General features: G+C 65.7%; 18 protein-coding genes. 3 read left to right on the forward strand and 15 right to left on the reverse strand.

The window, feature by feature from the left end; genetic code table 11:
* Positions 1-245 precede the first annotated feature (245 nt).
* From A9Z00_RS05285 to A9Z00_RS05305, 5 genes are all read right to left on the reverse strand, one after another.
* On the reverse strand, positions 246-1,508 hold the full coding sequence (locus A9Z00_RS05285; protein WP_296975121.1) for an adenosylhomocysteinase: 1,263 nt from the start codon (positions 1,506-1,508) through the stop codon (positions 246-248).
* A gap of 67 nt (positions 1,509-1,575) precedes the next feature.
* Positions 1,576-3,243 (reverse strand): bacillithiol biosynthesis cysteine-adding enzyme BshC, encoded by a 1,668-nt coding sequence (gene bshC, locus A9Z00_RS05290; RefSeq protein WP_296975122.1) that lies wholly within the window; start codon positions 3,241-3,243, stop codon positions 1,576-1,578.
* Between the two features lie 261 nt (positions 3,244-3,504).
* Complete coding sequence (locus A9Z00_RS05295; RefSeq protein WP_296975123.1) at positions 3,505-3,900, reverse strand: DUF3397 domain-containing protein; 396 nt, start codon at positions 3,898-3,900, stop codon at positions 3,505-3,507.
* Positions 3,876-4,901: a ketopantoate reductase family protein gene (locus A9Z00_RS05300; protein ID WP_296975124.1), complete on the reverse strand. Its 1,026-nt coding sequence runs from the start codon at positions 4,899-4,901 to the stop codon at positions 3,876-3,878. Before A9Z00_RS05300 ends, A9Z00_RS05295 begins: the two co-directional genes overlap by 25 nt.
* Positions 4,902-5,037: 136 nt before the next feature.
* Positions 5,038-5,667, reverse strand: coding sequence for an RsfA family transcriptional regulator (locus A9Z00_RS05305; protein ID WP_296975125.1), 630 nt, complete (start codon positions 5,665-5,667; stop codon positions 5,038-5,040).
* Positions 5,668-5,948: 281 nt separating this feature from the next.
* Between A9Z00_RS05305 and A9Z00_RS05310 the strand changes: the two genes are divergently transcribed.
* Positions 5,949-6,185, forward strand: coding sequence for a DUF2626 family protein (locus A9Z00_RS05310; protein ID WP_296975126.1), 237 nt, complete (start codon positions 5,949-5,951; stop codon positions 6,183-6,185).
* Positions 6,186-6,262: 77 nt separating this feature from the next.
* Here A9Z00_RS05310 and A9Z00_RS05315 read toward each other — a convergent pair whose 3' ends face one another.
* Entirely contained in the window at positions 6,263-7,429 is a 1,167-nt protein-coding gene (locus A9Z00_RS05315; protein ID WP_296975127.1) for a class I SAM-dependent methyltransferase, read from the reverse strand.
* Positions 7,430-7,580: 151 nt separating this feature from the next.
* Here A9Z00_RS05315 and A9Z00_RS05320 point away from each other — a divergent pair, with 151 nt between their 5' ends.
* Positions 7,581-8,708 (forward strand): coiled-coil domain-containing protein, encoded by a 1,128-nt coding sequence (locus A9Z00_RS05320; protein ID WP_296975128.1) that lies wholly within the window; start codon positions 7,581-7,583, stop codon positions 8,706-8,708.
* Between the two features lie 117 nt (positions 8,709-8,825).
* Entirely contained in the window at positions 8,826-9,380 is a 555-nt protein-coding gene (locus A9Z00_RS05325; protein ID WP_483316271.1) for a YhcN/YlaJ family sporulation lipoprotein, read from the forward strand.
* 39 nt (positions 9,381-9,419) lie between these two features.
* Here A9Z00_RS05325 and A9Z00_RS05330 read toward each other — a convergent pair whose 3' ends face one another.
* The 9 genes from A9Z00_RS05330 to A9Z00_RS05370 all read right to left on the reverse strand — a co-directional run bounded on the left by A9Z00_RS05330 (position 9,420) and on the right by A9Z00_RS05370 (position 15,907).
* Complete coding sequence (locus A9Z00_RS05330; protein ID WP_296975130.1) at positions 9,420-9,872, reverse strand: PNPOx family protein; 453 nt, start codon at positions 9,870-9,872, stop codon at positions 9,420-9,422.
* 106 nt (positions 9,873-9,978) lie between these two features.
* A complete protein-coding gene (locus tag A9Z00_RS05335) occupies positions 9,979-11,034 on the reverse strand; it encodes an LCP family protein (RefSeq protein WP_296975131.1) in 1,056 nt (351 codons plus the stop codon).
* Positions 11,035-11,045: 11 nt separating this feature from the next.
* A complete protein-coding gene (locus tag A9Z00_RS05340) occupies positions 11,046-11,321 on the reverse strand; it encodes a hypothetical protein (RefSeq protein WP_296975132.1) in 276 nt (91 codons plus the stop codon).
* Complete coding sequence (locus A9Z00_RS05345; RefSeq protein ID WP_296975133.1) at positions 11,318-11,668, reverse strand: YlaH-like family protein; 351 nt, start codon at positions 11,666-11,668, stop codon at positions 11,318-11,320. The genes A9Z00_RS05340 and A9Z00_RS05345 overlap by 4 nt, the downstream gene beginning before the upstream one ends.
* A 20-nt stretch (positions 11,669-11,688) precedes the next feature.
* Entirely contained in the window at positions 11,689-12,174 is a 486-nt protein-coding gene (locus tag A9Z00_RS05350; protein WP_296975134.1) for a hypothetical protein, read from the reverse strand.
* A 158-nt stretch (positions 12,175-12,332) separates the two neighbouring features.
* Complete coding sequence (locus A9Z00_RS05355; RefSeq protein WP_296975135.1) at positions 12,333-12,602, reverse strand: hypothetical protein; 270 nt, start codon at positions 12,600-12,602, stop codon at positions 12,333-12,335.
* Positions 12,603-12,650: 48 nt separating this feature from the next.
* Positions 12,651-13,313, reverse strand: a complete 663-nt coding sequence (locus A9Z00_RS05360; RefSeq protein WP_296975136.1) for a TerC family protein — start codon at positions 13,311-13,313, stop codon at positions 12,651-12,653.
* A 198-nt stretch (positions 13,314-13,511) separates the two neighbouring features.
* Positions 13,512-14,738: a tRNA uracil 4-sulfurtransferase ThiI gene (thiI, locus tag A9Z00_RS05365; protein ID WP_296975137.1), complete on the reverse strand. Its 1,227-nt coding sequence runs from the start codon at positions 14,736-14,738 to the stop codon at positions 13,512-13,514.
* A complete protein-coding gene (locus tag A9Z00_RS05370) occupies positions 14,735-15,907 on the reverse strand; it encodes a cysteine desulfurase family protein (protein WP_296975138.1) in 1,173 nt (390 codons plus the stop codon). Before A9Z00_RS05370 ends, thiI begins: the two co-directional genes overlap by 4 nt.
* Positions 15,908-15,923 lie beyond the last annotated feature (16 nt).

Consider the following 15,923-nt stretch of genomic DNA (forward strand, 5'->3'; position numbering starts at 1 on the left):
GAGGCGATGAGGCGGGCGTTGGACGATGCGGTGCGGAAGCGTGAAGGGGCCGATCGTCGGCGGCATGGGCGCATGCCATCTGCGGTCGGAGGGGTTCGGGGACACGACACAGGGAGCTGCGGGCATCGGATGCGGCGCGCGGACAGCGGGACGGAAACGCCGCGGGGCAATCCATGCATAAAAGGAATGGTGCATGGCCCGTTCAACAAAAAATCCGGCCGGGACTTGCTCCCGGCCGGCCAACCTCAATGTTCCTGCCAGCTCTCGAGATATTTCCGCTGTTCGTCGTTGAGCCGGTCGATCGACAGGCCCATCGACTCGAGCTTCAGCCTTGCCACCTCTTCGTCGATCTCGTACGGCACGTTCACGACGCGGCGGCCGATTTGTTCGTGCGACTCGTTCACGTATTTCAACGCCAGCGCCTGGAGGGCGAACGTCATGTCCATGATCTCGGCCGGATGGCCGTCGCCCGCCGCCAGGTTGACGAGCCTCCCCTCCGCGAGCAGGTACAACCGGCGTCCGTCCTTGAGCCGGTACTCTTCAATGTTCTTGCGGACCGTCCGCCTGCTCTCGGCCATCGCCTCGAGATCCGGCTTGCTGATCTCGACGTCGAAATGCCCGGCGTTCGCGAGCAGGGCGCCGTCCTTCATCACGGCGTAATGCTCGCCGCGGATCACGTTGCGGTTGCCCGTCACGGTGATGAAGATGTCGCCGACCTTCGCCGCCTCGATCATCGGCATGACGGCGAAGCCGTCCATGTACGCTTCGACCGCGCGGATCGCGTTCACTTCGGTCACGACGACGTTCGCGCCGAGCCCCTTTGCCCGCATCGCGACGCCTTTGCCGCACCAGCCATAGCCGCACACGACGACCGTCTTGCCCGCGATGACGAGGTTCGTCGTCCGGTTGATGCCGTCGAACACGGATTGACCCGTGCCGTACCGGTTGTCGAACAGGTATTTGCAGTAAGCGTCGTTGACGGCCACCATCGGGAACCGGAGGGCGCCTTCCCGCTCCATCGCCTTCAGGCGCAGGATGCCCGTCGTCGTCTCTTCCGCTCCGCCGCGCACGTTCGCGAGCAGATCCTGCCGCTCGGCGTGCAGGATCGCGACGAGATCCCCGCCGTCGTCGATGATGAGATCCGGCTTCGTCTCCAGCGTCCGGACGAGCAGTTCCTTGTATTCTTCCGGGCCCGGATTGTATTTCGCGAAGACCGTGATGCCGTCCTCGACCAGCGCGGCGCAGACGTCGTCCTGCGTCGACAGCGGATTGCTGCCCGTAATGGCCACTTCGGCCCCGCCGGCGGCGATCACCTTCGCGAGATAGGCCGTCTTCGCCTCGAGATGCAGCGATATCGCCACCTTGAGGCCGGCAAAAGGCTTCTCGCGCTCAAACCGCTCCCGGATGCGGTTCAGCACCGGCATGTGCGCCGCCGCCCAGTCGATCTTCAGACGGCCTTCCGGCGCCAGCCGGATATCGGCGATCACGCTTCTTTCCAGAACGCCCATCGGGCTACCTCCTTCGCGGCGCCGGCCCGGACCGGCCGCACCGCATGATCAATGGGAAGGGGTCGAATCACAAATCGACGCGGTAATGGCCGCCGAGGGGATCGAACGGCACCGCCCGGAGCGCCTGCAACCATTCCGGACCCCAGGCGTTCCACATCGCCGTCAGGTTGAGCATCCGTTCCTGCGGCCGGCCGCCCGGCGCCAGCCAGTCGCCGAGCCGGTCGAACCGGCGGACGTCGGCCTCGAACCGCCGGTTCCGCGATTCCAGCGCCTTCCGTTCAAGCCAGCGGATCTGCTCCCGGATTCGCTCCCTGTTCCGCTGCCCGAGGGCCCCGAGCCCGGCATCCGCGGCGGCGAGCTCGGCCAGCAGCGGATCGTACAGCTCGTCGAAACGCCGGATCGCCTCCGCGAACATCCGCTCCACCGGCAGGCTGTCATGTCTTGCAAGCCAGGCCTGCTTGCGTTCCTCCAGGCGTTCTCCCACGTCCTCCAGCGTCAACCCGAACATGTCCATGAGCTTGCGAAGCGCGCCGTCCGTCACCGTGTACGACATCCGGGGGACGATGACGGGCATCTCCATGCCGAACGCGCGGAACGCTTCGCCGACCTGCGCCCAGTACGCGATCTCGCCCGGTCCCAGCACCGTCGCAAGCACCGGCAGCACATAATCCTGCATGATCGGCCGGGTCAGCACGTTGTTGCTGAACAGTTCCGGCGCATCCAGCGCGAGCCGCTCCAGTTCGCCGCGGTCCATCGAGAACGTGCGCCGCTTGTCGGTGAATTTGCCGCCGTCCCGGAACAGCATGACCCGCTCTCCCGCCGGCGCGCCCGGTCCGATTCCGCCGAACCGCTCGTCGCGGAACAGGAACAGGTTGGCGCCGTTCTCGTGCAGTTCCGCCTGCGCGGCGTATCCCAGCCGGGCGAGCTTCTCGCCGGCCGAAGCGAACGCCGAAGCCAGCCGCTCGTTCTCGGCGACCATCCGCCGGAACATCGGCGCCTCGAGCGCGCGGATCGCCGGATCGTCCGCGTCCATCAGGATGAGGCCGTCCTCCGCGAACAGATCCGCCATCAGTGCGCCGAACCAGTCGGACAGCGTCTCCGCCCGGGCGGCCGCCGCTTCGATCCGGTCCAGCAGGGCGGGCTTGTGCGCGGAATCGGGAAGCGACTCGGCGAGCCTGCGGACCGCTTCCTCCATTCGCTCGCGGCCGAGCTTCGTCCGGCTGACCGAAGTGCGCGGATGCTCGTCCCGCTCGATTGCGATCCGCACGAGGCCCTTCTCGTTTGAAACGATGTAGGCGTGGTTCGCTTCCTGCCAGTCGTGGTCTTCACCGGCGATCCAGAACAAGGGAACGACCGGGCGGCCCGTCTCCCGTTCGGCCCATTGCGCCGCGCGGATGACGGACAGCGCCTTGTGGATGACCATCACGGGACCGGTGAACAGCCCGGCCTGTTGGCCTCCGACGATCGCCAGGGCTCCCGCCTTGAGCCGGTCGATGTTCGCGAGCGCCGCGCCGGAGGCGCCGATCCGCCGGTTGTACGCCGCCAGCGCCTCCGCGACCCTGCCCGCGTCCGCCCGCTCACGGCCGGACCGCTCGAGCCGTTCCGCACGCCGGCGCAACGCCTCCGGATCGGCGGCGGGTCCGCCGAACAGGGCGGCGAGCTCGGGATCGGCCCCCCGGACATAGGCTTCGCTGACGGGCGAACTGATCGGATTCGTCATACAGTGAACGTGCATGGATGCGTCCGTTCCTCCTCGCGCGCTCTCCGCTCACAGATGTCACGATCTGATTGTACCAGCGCGCTCGACAGCCGTCAAAACCGGGCGATTTCTCATCGGGCCCGTCAACCGATCGAGCCCGTTCCCTTCCCCGTCCGCCTTGCATCCTATCTGCACTCTCCACGCACGGATGATCGCCGAACCCGGGCGCATGCGCTTCCGGACCGGCCGGCGTCCGGAAGCAGCCCCAAGCAACGAAGCCTCCGTCCGCCGGAGGCTTCACACATGGACAATCGTGCGGATGAGTCCGATCAACAGCAAGATGACGTACAGGACGGCCAGGACGAAGAAGCCGATCCGCCAGATGACCCGGACAATGCGGACGGGGTCGAACCGGCCCTTCGTCCGGTACTGCAGGTTGCCGAGCAGGCCGGCGCAGATCAGCATGACGAGCAGAATGCCGTAAAATCCGAACGACCCGCCGAAAAGCTGGTTGAACAGACCGGCAACGCTGCCGATCAGAAACACCATCGTCACGTCCATCGCGAGCCGGATCGACTGCTTCCGGTCCCTCGAATACAGGAACGTGCCGAGATAGACCACCGCAAACGGTATGACGGGAATGACGGCCAGATAGCCATAAGCCTGCTTCACGACTTCCCACAAAGCTCCCATCGCTCCTCGCCTCCTCCCGGCTCGCCCGGTCCGATCGCGCCGATCAGGGCCGCAACCGCCTCGTTGAGCGGCGCCGCAACGCCGGCCTGCCGAGCCAGCCGGACGACCCCTCCGTTGATTGCGTCAATTTCGGTCGGCCTGCCCGCCTCGACGTCCGCGAGCATGGAGGAGCGGTTCTCCGCCGTCCGGCGGATCACGTCGAGCAGCCTGTCCCATTCTCCGCCGTCCGTCCGCATCCCGGATGCCGCGAGCACGGCCAGCGTCTCGCGAAACAGCGCTTTCATGAGGCGGAAACGGACGGGATCCGCGGGCAGCTCTCCGTTCTTCACGCGGAAAAGCGCCGTCAACGGATTGACGACCGCGTTCACGAGCAGTTTGCCGTACACATGTTCCATGATGTTGTTCGACAAGACCGCCTCAATTCCTGCTGACGAAAGCGCGGAGACCAGCAAATGTTGCCGGTTTGCATCGACGGCCGGACGCGTTCCGTCCGGAACGGACGGAACGGGCGGCTCATACGGGCCGATCACGGTCCGGCCGGTACCGGTCAGGCGGACGACGGCCGGACCCTCGCGCAGCGCGCCCTCCGTCGTGACGCCCGCGAACAGCGGCACGCCGGGCATGCGGTCGGCGAGAAATTCCAGGTGTCCGATGCCGTTGGCCAGGCAGATGACCGGCGTCTTTCCCGTTCCCGCAAGGGCCCGCAGGAAACGTGCGGCCGGCTCCGTCCGGAGCTGATGCGACTTCATCGCCGCGATGATCCATCGCTCCCGGCTTCCCGCGCACGCGGCCGCTTCCGCCGCGATCTCCGGCTCCGCGGGCCGGGCATCCGGCTCCGCGCGCAGCACGCCTTCCGGAAGGGTCAGCGCCGCGCCCTCCGCGCGAATCCGTTCGGCCTGCTCCCGCGTCCGCGTCCACACCCGGACGTCCGCGCCCGCGGCGGCCAGCCGCACCGCCCAGGACAGTCCCACGGCCCCGCCGCCCGCGATCTCGAACAGCATCCCGATCCCTCCGACCATCTCGTCGGGATCATTGTATCATTCTTCCATAAACGACAAAAGGCATGTCCCGGCCCTACGCCGTCATGCCTCGGTTTTTGACGCCCGTGATCCCCCCGCGGACGCTCCGCTAGCTCCGCTATTCGATCCGCTCGAGGTTGCCGTTCGCGTCCATCTTGAACCGCGGCTTCGCCTCCTCCTCTTCCTCCATCACCGCCAGCCGCCTCGCCCGGTCCATGATTTGGATCAGCGCCTTGTAGTCATCGTTGACGGCGCGGTAGTCGCTCTTGGCGGCCGCCATCTCCCGGGCCAGCTGCTCGTTCTTCGCCTTCAGCTCCCGGATCTCCTCGTCCCGTTCCTTGAGCTCCTTCTCGAGCGTCCTTATCCGGCGCATCGCGTCCTGCCAGGCGCCGCGCCAGCTCCGCAGATGCCGGATGAGCGCATCGAAGGGCAACGGTTCCAAAGCCGTACTCTTCCCGGCCTGTCCGCCGGAATCGCCGCCGCCCTGAGCCTGCTGACCGGCACCGGCCTTCTTCAACTGATTCCGCTTCTGTCGCTGCTGTTTTGCAAGCTGGATTTCCTGTTCATAGCGCTTGCGCACACAGCTGTTCCAACGGAAGCCGCACGCCGCGCTCGTCCGTCCGATCCGCTCGCCCACTTCCTCGAAGGCCGCCAGCTGCGTGCTGCCTTCCCGGATGTGGCGCAACGTCACTTCAGCCAATATGCGATCGTCTTCCGGCGTCCAAGCGTCCTGTCTCATTGCCGCCATCGAGCCACTACCTCCCAAACGGAAAAAATCACCTGTTTTATCCCTATGCCCTTGGTAGAGTTCATAGAATCTGCCGCATACTCCATTGTATTGCCAATCTCGCCGCGGCCCATACGTCCGCGCATGAACGCGGCGCCGGAAGGACATGCTAACACGCGAACGAAGGCCCCGTCGCGAAAAATTCGCCGAATCGTCAAGGTTGGCGGTTTACTCGGACGGCAGGCGACGCTATAATGGACGTTAGGTTACGGGAACCGTGGCAACGAGAGGGGGATATCGACATGGCACGCATGTTCCGGGTGCTCGGCGTCTTCACGCTCGCGATCGGTCTGATGGCGTTTGCCGGCGGCCTGATGGAGATGGCGCTGCTGTTCTTCTTCCAGACCGCGTTTTTCGTCCTGCTGGGTTATCTGAACCTGTCGGAACGCAGCTACATATTGACGTTCTGGGGATATATGATCGTCGCCTTCCTCGGATTCACGTACTATTCCGTCTTCGTGATGGAACTTCCCTACTGATCCGGGAGACGGACAAAGGACGGACAAAGCGACAGCCCCGCGTTCACGCGGGGCTGTCGCCTTTTCACGGAAAGGGATTACGGTGCGGCAAGCACGATCACCTTGAACAGCATGCCCATCCCGTCGTCGACGAGGAGCTGCCGCACCGCCCGGTTGCGCCGCGCCTCCGCGGAGAACGGATCCGTCCCGTCGTGCGCCTGGAGCAGTTCCAGCGCGCCGTGCTCGATCAGGAACCGCCGCTGCGGGCCGTACCAGACGGTGCGCCATCCCAGGCGCTCCGCTGTGCGACGGACCGCGGTGAAGTTGACGTGCGCGGTGATGTCCTGGTCGCCGGGGAACCGGTAGGGGTCGTCGTGCACGACGTGCCGCCGGTAGCAGCGCATCGTGCCCTTCATGCGGTGCGGCGCGAGCAGCTCGTCCTGCTCGTCGCCGTAATCGATCAGCACGACGAGGCCGCTCCGCATGATGCCCAGCACCCGCTCCAGCCAGGCGAGCGCATCCGTTCCCCACTCGAATTCCTGTCCCTCGGCCGGACGATAGCCTTCCATGTCCAGACGCCCGAGCGCCTGTTCGTCCAGCGGCATCAGCGCGTCGCGCAGCCTTCCTTCCCGCTCGTCCCAGGCCGCTCCGATCTCCCAGAGCCGCCCGCCTTCCCGCCTGATCCGGCGAAAAGGAAACGCGTCCAGCAGTTCGTTCGCGATCAGGAGCGGCCGGTCCGCCGCCCGGAGACGCTTCTCCGCCTCATCCGGAGCGAGCGCTTCGACCTGCGCCATCAGGCCGGCCGCTTCGGCGGCCCGGCGGGCCGTCCCGCGATGGCCGGCGTGGCTGTCCGCCATCACGTAGCGGACGCGCGCCGCCTGTTCCGGATCGACGGCCCGCCATTCCCCTAGGAGCCGGATGCCGAGCCGCCCCGTGCCCGCTCCCCATTCGAACACCGCCGGTTCCCCGTCCGCTTCCGCGAACGCGCGGCTCGCAAAGCGCGCCAGAACGGCGGACATGACGCCGCCGACATCGGCGCTCGTGTAGAAATCGCCCTCCCGTCCGACCCGGTTCGGGCCGGCGGCGTAATAGCCGTATTCCTCGTCATACAGGCAGGCGGCCATGTAATCGCGAAACGGAATCGCCGGCAGATCGCGCAGGCTTCCGTCCCCGTCCCGGACATATCCCGTCCGTCCGTCTTCCCGGATGCGCCGGATCAGCCGCCGCACCCATTCCGCGTTTCCGCTGCCTTCTCGTTCCGTCATCGTTCACCAGCCTCCGGGACGCCCGCCGCCCATCCCGGAAGACCGGGCAAAGGACAAATCCGCGGCGTCCGATTATAATGGGATCAAGTCCGGCATACGCATGGTGTTGTCCCGTGGTGTTCAACCCGGACGTGAGAGGAGGGCCCGCACCTTGCACCGTCCGCGATTCCGCAGGCTGGCAGCCCTGCTGGCGGCCTGCATGCTCTTCTGGGCCGCCGCGCCCGCCCCGTCGCTCGCCGAGGGCGAAACCGCGATGAGCGACGGGGAGATTCACGAGTTGCTCGAGAAAAGCCTGAACATCGTCGAACTCGACAAGGAGATCGAACGGATCGCCGGTCAGCGCCGCGAGACGGAGGACCGGATCCGGACGCTGTCCGTCCGGATCGCCGAAGCGGAGCGCGAACTCGACCGGCGCCGGAGGCAGGTCGACGAAATCCTCCGCGCCTGGTACACGGGCGAGCGGGACGTGCTGATCAGGGCTGTCTTCTCCGCCGACAGCCTGTCCGATCTGTTCGCCATGCTCGATTATCTGACCGAAATGTTGTCCCATGACAAGTTTACGCTTGAGGCATTCCGGAAGCAACGGGAAGAGTGGCTTCGCGAGCGCGAGGAGCTGGTTGCGGAAGAGAAGCGGCTGCGGGATATCGAGAACCGCCTGCGCGGGCAGCGCGAGCGGGTGCTGCGGCTCAGGGCCGAGGTGGACGCGATCCTCTCCTCCAGCGGGGACATCGAGCGCCTCCGGCTGCTCATCGCGGAATGGATCGCCTGGTGGGAGAACACCGGCCTGCCCGAGGTCGAACGCCATTTCCGGGCGCTCGCGGACGCGATGGAGAACCTTCCCGGCTGGCTTGCCGAACGGTCCGACCTCGTGAGCCGATCGGGCTTCACCTACACGGTGCGCCTGCCGGAAGCGGATCTGAACGCCTTTCTCCGGGAGCAGAACCCGCTTTTCGAGCATTTCGCCTTCCGCTTCGACGACGGCATCGTCGCGGCGTACGGCCGGCGCGAAGACGACGATATCGAAGTGGAGATCGCCGGCCGGTACGCGATCGAGGACGAGCCGGAACACGCGGTCCGGTTCCACGTCGAGCGCGTCGTGTTCAACGGTTTCACCCTGCCCGAATCGACGATCCGCGATCTCGAGCGGAGGTTCGATCTCGCCTTCTATCCGCAGCTCCTCGTGCCGCTGGTCCGTGCCTCCGGCGTCGAAGCCGACGACGGCGTGCTGACCGTCGAGCTGCGCATCGGGTTCGGCCGCCGGAACGGCGGAGCGGATTGAGGAGGCGAAGCGGCTTGCAGCCGCCCGCCGCGGCTTCAGGCGCGTACATAACGGCAGCCGATCGTGGCAACGATAAGGACGGATGGCCAACGAAGGACGAAAGGATGCGGAACGATGATGAAACGGATCGCTTGGTGCCTGATCGCCGGCCTGCTCGTCCTGGCCGCGGCCGGCTGCGGCGGACAGCGGAACGGCGGTGAAAACCCGCCTCCGTCCGATGGCGCGGATCGCGGAACACAGGCGCAGCATGCGGAAGGAATGCGGAAGCTTGAAATCGACGACCCTGTCGCCGTCGCGCGCCATCTCGAAACGCTTGCGAAAAGCGTTCCGGGCGTGAAGGACGCGCGTTGCGTCGTCATCGGCAACACGGCGGTCGTCGGCATCGATGTGGACGAAAATCTCGACCGGGCGCGCGTCGGCACCATCAAATACTCCGTCGCCGAAGCGTTCCGCAAGGATCCGTACGGCATCGACGCGTTCGTGACGGCCGACATGGACCTGAACGAGCGGATCCGCGAGATCCGCGCGGACATCGAGGCCGGTCATCCGGTCGCCGGATTCGCCGAGGAGCTGGCCGACATCATCGGCCGGATCATGCCGCAGCTGCCGCGCGACATCGAGCTGAGGGATCCGCCGGAGACGGACGCGCCGAAGACGAACGACAACCTGTAACGGACCACACAAGGCAAAAGCCTGACGGCCAAAGAGCCGTCAGGCTTTTCGCATGGCTTCGAACACCTGTCGGTCGAGCTTGTCGGCGGCGCGCTGGTCGTACGTCTTCTCGTACTCCGGCAGCGCCGTAAGACGCGCGCCGTAGAACATCGCGTCGCGCACCGCGGAAATCTTGATGTCGAAGCAGACGAGACGGAAAGGCACGCCCTCCAACGATTCCGTCACGACCGAAGCCGTTCCGTATACGGCCTGAACCGTCCCGCCGGCGAACAGCGTGACGCAGCAGGCGGGATGTTGCTTCAGGTTGTTCACGAGGCGGGAACGCCCGTCCACCGCGAACCGGAGCACGGTCGGACTCGGCGCGTAAATCCACGAAATCGCGTTCGTCGTCGGCGATCCGGTCTCCGCATCGATCGTGTGCAGCAGGACGAACGTCTCGCCCTGCATCGCGGCGAATTGCGCTTCGGACAATGCGGTCCATGACTCGGCCACGCGCAAGACCTCCCTGGCTGCATGGGGCAGGATGGCTGCGCCCCCATGCACATGGTTCGCCGTCCATTATACCACAGGCGGCAATCGCCCCGCCACGGGCGGGTCGTCAGTCCAGGCGCGGCGCCATGATCTCCCTCAGCGCCGCCTTCGCTTCCGCTAGCTTCTCCTCGTCCAGGTACACGTAGGGGCTGCGCCAGGTGCCCTCGAGATGGATGAACGTGATGTCGGAGCGGCGGATGTTGAAATAGACTTTGATCATCCGCTCGATTTCCGACGCCGGCATGTCAACCGACAGATTGTTGCCGACCGCCCGGATGACGTCGTCCAGCTTCGTGATGCTGCCGAGCGACAGCAGGCGGTCCACCAGCGCGCCGAGCACCTCGCTCTGCCGACGGTTGCGCTCGAAGTCGCTCGACTGGCGCGTTCCCTGATTCGACTGCCGGTAGCGGACGAAATCGAGCGCCTGGTCGCCGTTCAGTACCTGCTGCCCCTTCCGGAGATCGATGTAGGTGTCGCCGGCCTTGTCCACGTATTTCATGTCCTGGTCGACGTACACCTCGATGCCGCCGAGCGCATCCACGACATCGGAGAATCCCTGGAAGTTGATCTTCGCCGTATAGTCGATCGGAATCCCGAGGAATTTCCCGAAAAGCTCCTTCATCTCGCCGCGGGCCTTCAGGTCCGCCGCCGCCGCGTCCAGCTCCCGGCGCGCGGCCGTATAGAAATTCGCGTAATAGGCGTTCGCCTTCCACACCTTGTAGCCTTCGACATCGATCCGGGTATCGCGCGGAATCGTGACGACGACCGCGCGCTTCTCCACCGGATCCAGCGCGGCCGCCATCAGGACGTCCGTGTTCAGGCCGCCGATCTTCGGGCGCGTGTCGAGCCCCATGATCAGCACCGCGATCGGCTTCTCCCTGACCGATACCGCCGGTTCCGTCCGTACGGTCTTGCTTTCGTCCATCACGTCGCTTTCCGTGCTGATGTTCCGGATCGCTTCCTTCGCCGTGCCGTACAGGCTGCCGAGATACCAGGCCAGAGCTCCCGCGATCGCCAGCGGCGGAAGCAGCCAGAACAGCCATGCCCGCCTTCTCTTTCGTCTCGGACCGCTCTTCGCCCGGAGGGCCTCGCTGCGGGGCGGCAGAGGATTCTGCGTGCTCATGCGCTCACCTGTCATTCGTTGAATTTGGGGTTGGCGTTGATGTCGATGAGCAGCTGCTCGGCCGCCTGACGGGGGGCCCGCCAGACGCCCGGACGGCCCTCGCGGACATAGGAGACGGTGATGAAATCGTCATCCTTCTCCGCGATGCCGATCTCCGTCACGCCGTGATCTTCGGTCAGAATCTGAAGAAAGAAGTCCCGCGTCTCCATCGCGGCCCGGTCGTCGGGCCTGCCGGCGGTCACGATCTCCATCTGCAGCCAGTTGAACAGCGCGTCATCAAATTTCATCCGCCGCCTCCCGCCCTTCGCATGTCATCCGCCGCCTCCCGGTCTTCGCCCTGCGGACGTTCGTTCGCGGCACCGGATCCGCGGCGCCCGCGCCACCGGTCATACAGCTGTCGGAGGCGCAGGAGCAGCATCATCGCGACCGCCACGCCCATGCACTGAATGATCGGCAACCGTCCCTGCAGCACCAGCAGGATCAGGCCGCCGAGCAGGATCGACACGTAGACGCCGATTTCCCTCGGGATCGACAGCCGTTTCACCGGCCGGAATACGCTGTTGAAAATGAAAATCGTGAACCCGACGATCAGCAGATAGGACACCAGCCTGTGCTCCGCCAGCCATTCCTGCATTGTTCCGTCCCCCTTTTCCGTCACCAGCGGGCGCGCCGGCCCCAGGCCATCCAGGCGCCCGCCAGAATCAGCGCGGCGGCGAGCAGATAGATGAAGGCCGACCGGAACAGGCCGATCAGGAGCAGCAGCGCGGACAAGGCGATCAGACCGACCGCGATCATCCGCAACGTCCGGTCCCGGTTCGGCCCGAACACGCTGTATTCGTAAAGCCCGACCGCCGGGCCGGCGATGAAGACCGGCCACAGCCAGACGAGCAGCTTCCATCCCCCGAGATTGCAGACGAAGAACAGGAGACCGTACACGGTGAGCACTCCGGCCGGAATGAGCGCGACGGCGCTCGTCAGCATTCGCCCGAAATAGAGCAAGTGCAGCAGCACGCCCGGCACGAGGATGAGCAGCGGCCAGAAAATGTTGCCGATAAACGCGAATACGCCCAGCTTGCCGAGCAGAATGACGAGGCCGGCGGCCAGGATGGTCAGACCGATCATGGACTGTTTGTTCGACATGCGACCCACCCTCCGGAGCAACCCAGGTCATCTTCTCTAGTGTACTGGAAGTGAAGGCAAAAAAAAAGTCCGGGAACGGTCTTCCCGTCAGGCCGCGTTCCGGCCCGCGCCCGGTTCGCCCCGATCTTCCCGATCTTCCTTCCGCGGCGGAAACAACGTCACGAGCAGCATGAGGATGCCGATTCCGACGGCGTTGAAATCTTCGGTTCCGGCAGGATCGGCATCAATGCCGCGTCCAAAATCATCAAGGCGGCGAGCATGCCGAGCGCGTGGAGAAACGCGCCCGGCCACCAGATCCGCCGTTCCGGCCGGCGGCGCAGGACCGTCAGCCGCAGGATCCGTCTCCTCGGCCCGACGCGCGGTTCAACCGCGAATGCCGGGATCATGCCCATGACGGAAAATGCCGCGATCACGATCCAATCCGTCATGCAAACCCGTTTCCCCCGGCAGCATTCATTTTCTGCCATTTTGTCTTATCAAAATCGGATACGCTTCACCAGCAGCCAGATCGTGATCACGAGCGGCGCGGACAGCAGGGGCAGCGCTTCGGCGGCCGCGGGGTTCAGGCGGAACAGCAGCCTGTCCATTCCGGGATCGTGGACGAGCATCCGGCCGGCCTCATAGCCGAGCAGCGCGGCGCCGGCATGGACGAGGAGCGGGATGCGGTCCAGCAGCGTCCCGACGAACCGGCTCCCCCAGATCACGATCGGGATCCCGAGCGCGATGCCGATCAGCATGAGCACGATCTCCCCGTCCGCGATCGCGGCGACCGCGAGCACGTTGTCGAGGCTCATCACGAAATCCGCCGCGATGATCGTGCGGATCGCGTCGGCGACCGTCGCGCCTCCGCGCACGCCGCGCGAGCGGCCGTCCGCCCCGGCGTCCAGCAGGAGCTTCACCGCGACCCCGTACAGCAGCAGCGCTCCGGCCGCCCGCAGGAACGGAATCGCAAGCAGCGCGGCGGCCGACACGGTGAGCAGGCAGCGCAGCACGACCGCGGCGACGGTGCCCCAGAGCATCGCGCGCTCCCGAACGCCGGGCTCCAGGTTCCGGCAGGCCATCGCGATGACGACGGCGTTGTCGCCGCTGAGCAGCAGATTGACCAGCATCAATTGCGCAAACGTCATGAGACCGTCCATGGCCCCCGCCCCCTCGCCACCCACTGTATGAGCGCGGCGGACGGGTTATGCCGGGAAGATGGCGTCCGGCACGGACCGACGGGCCGGAGATTCCCCGCGGGCATCCCCTTGTCGCGGATCGACCGGCCATTGAAAAAAAAAAAAAAAAAAAAAAACAGGGAGCGCGCCGAAGCGGCTCCCGCTTTGCGTAGGTCCGGATCAGAACCAGTCGTCCCGGTCCGCGGCGGACGATCCCGCGGGCACGGGTTCGTCCGGCGTCAGCTCGAGCGTCTCCGTGTCCTCCACCGCCTTCGCGATCATCTCGTCCAGCTCCGGAATGCCGCGCTCGATGCGCTCGACGACGCGCAGGTTCGGATTCGTGGCCGGCGATTTCGGCACGAACAGCGTGCAGCAGTCTTCGTACGGAAGAATCGACGTCTCGTAGGTGCCGATCCGCTTCGCCATCGCGATGATTTCGAGCTTGTCCATCGAGATGAGCGGACGGAGCAGCGGAAGCTCGCACGTGCGGCCGATCACGTTCAGGCTGCTGAGCGTCTGGCTCGCCACCTGGCCGAGGCTGTCGCCGGTGACGACCGCGAGCGCGCGGACGCGCTCCGCGATCTTCTGCGCGATGCGGAGCATCGAACGCCGCATCAACGTGATGATGAGGTGTTCCTGCCCGGTCTGCGCGAGCCGCGTCTGAATGTCCGTGAACGGAACGAGATGGAGCTTGAACGGCGAACCGGCGTAGTGGGACAGTCGCTTCGCAAGGGTGACGACCTTGTCCTGCGCTTCCTTGCTCGTGAACGGATAGCTGTGGAAATGGATCGCCTCGACCTCGAGTCCCTTGCGCATCGCGTACCATACGGCGACCGGGCTGTCAATGCCGCCGGACAGCAGCGCGACGGCCTTGCCGTTGGATCCGTACGGAAATCCCCCGGCGCCCGGAATCACCTCGCAATACACGTATGCATGATGTTCCTGAACCTCGACGTTCAGCTCGATGTCCGGATTGTGAACGTCCACCTTGATGTGCGGCATGTTGCGCAGCACGTGCGCGGCAACCAGATGGTTCAGCGACATCGTGTCGTGGGGAAATCCCTTCCACCGCCGGCTGGCCTTTACTTTGAAGGTCGCCTCGCGCTGCGGGAACGAGCGCATGACGGCGAGCGCGCCCTCCCGGATCGCCCCAAGTTCGGGCTCCACCCGCTTCACCGGGCTGAACGACGAAATGCCGAACACGTCCTTCAGCCGCTCGGCCACCGGTTCATACGGTTCGTTGCCCAGGGCAATGTACAGCCGCCCGAATGTCCGGATATAGGTCAGTCCGGGGAACGAGCGCAGCGCGTGCTTGACCTGCTTCAGCATTTCCGCCTCGAAGCGGCTGCGGTTGCGCCCTTTCACCGTGATTTCCCCGAATCGGATCAGGATATGGTCGAAGGTCAATGGCGTTCTTCCTTTCTTCTCAGCGGCATCAGTCTGCGCAGCACGGTCTCCAGCCGTTCGAGCAGCGCGTCGATGCTCGCTTCGTCGTGCTCGTCGCCGAGGCTGATGCGGATTCCGCTGGACGCGCAGGCGGCGTCGCGGCCCATGGCCGTCAGCACCGCGCTGGGCTTGTCGTCCTTCGAAGAGCAGGCGGACTTCGTCGAGACGAGGACGCCCAGCTCCTCAAGCGAATGGACGATCACCTCCGGCTTCAGCCCGGGACAGCAGAAATGCACGATGTGCGGCGCCATCGGCCGGTTCGGATCATCCTCCTCCGGGCCGCTCAGCACGACGCCCGGCAGGCGGACGACGCCTTCGACAAGCCGCCGGCGCAGGCGGCCCATCCGCTCGGCCCGCACGGGCTGCGACTCGATCGCGAGGCGCAGCGCCTTCGCGGCTCCGACGATGGCGGGCACGTTCTCGGTTCCGGACCGGAGGCCGCTTTCCTGTCCGCCGCCGTACAGAATCGGTTCGAGCTCGACGCCGCCGCGGACGTAGAGCCAACCGGCTCCGCGCGGCCCGCCGAATTTGTGCGCCGAAATCGTGAACAGATCGACGCCCCACTCGCGGATCGGGACGGGCAGCTTGCCGACGCTCTGCACGCCGTCGACATGGAACAGTGTGCGCGGCCTGTCCCGGAGCAACCGTCCGATCGCTTCGATCGGCTGCACGGAGCCGACCTCGTTGTTCACGTGCATGACGCTGACGAGGATCGTCTCATCCGTCAGCGCCGCCTCGACGTCCGCCGGATTCACGTGGCCCGTCGGGCCGACCGGCAGCACCGTGACGCGGAATCCCTCCCGCTCCAGGGCGCGGAACGGCTCGGCGACGGACGGATGCTCGACGGCCGAGACGATCAGATGCCTGCCCCGGTTCCGGTAGCGCCGCGCGGCGCCGAAGATCGCCAGATTGTTGCTTTCCGTGCCGCCGGACGTAAAGCGCCATTCGGACGGTTCGGTGCCGAACAGCCGCGCGGCCTGTTCGCGGGCGCGCTCCAGCAGCTTGCGGGCCTCCGCGCCGCTCCGGTGCAGCGACGACGGATTCGCGTAGATCTGCGCCATCACCTCGGACACCGTGCGGATGACCTCTTCCTTCGGCGGCGACGATGCGCTGTGATCGAAATAAAGCATGGTCCGTTCCCTTCCT

This window comes from Thermobacillus sp. ZCTH02-B1, assembly GCF_002159085.1.
In the GTDB taxonomy this organism is placed as follows: Bacteria; Bacillota; Bacilli; order Paenibacillales; family Paenibacillaceae; genus Thermobacillus.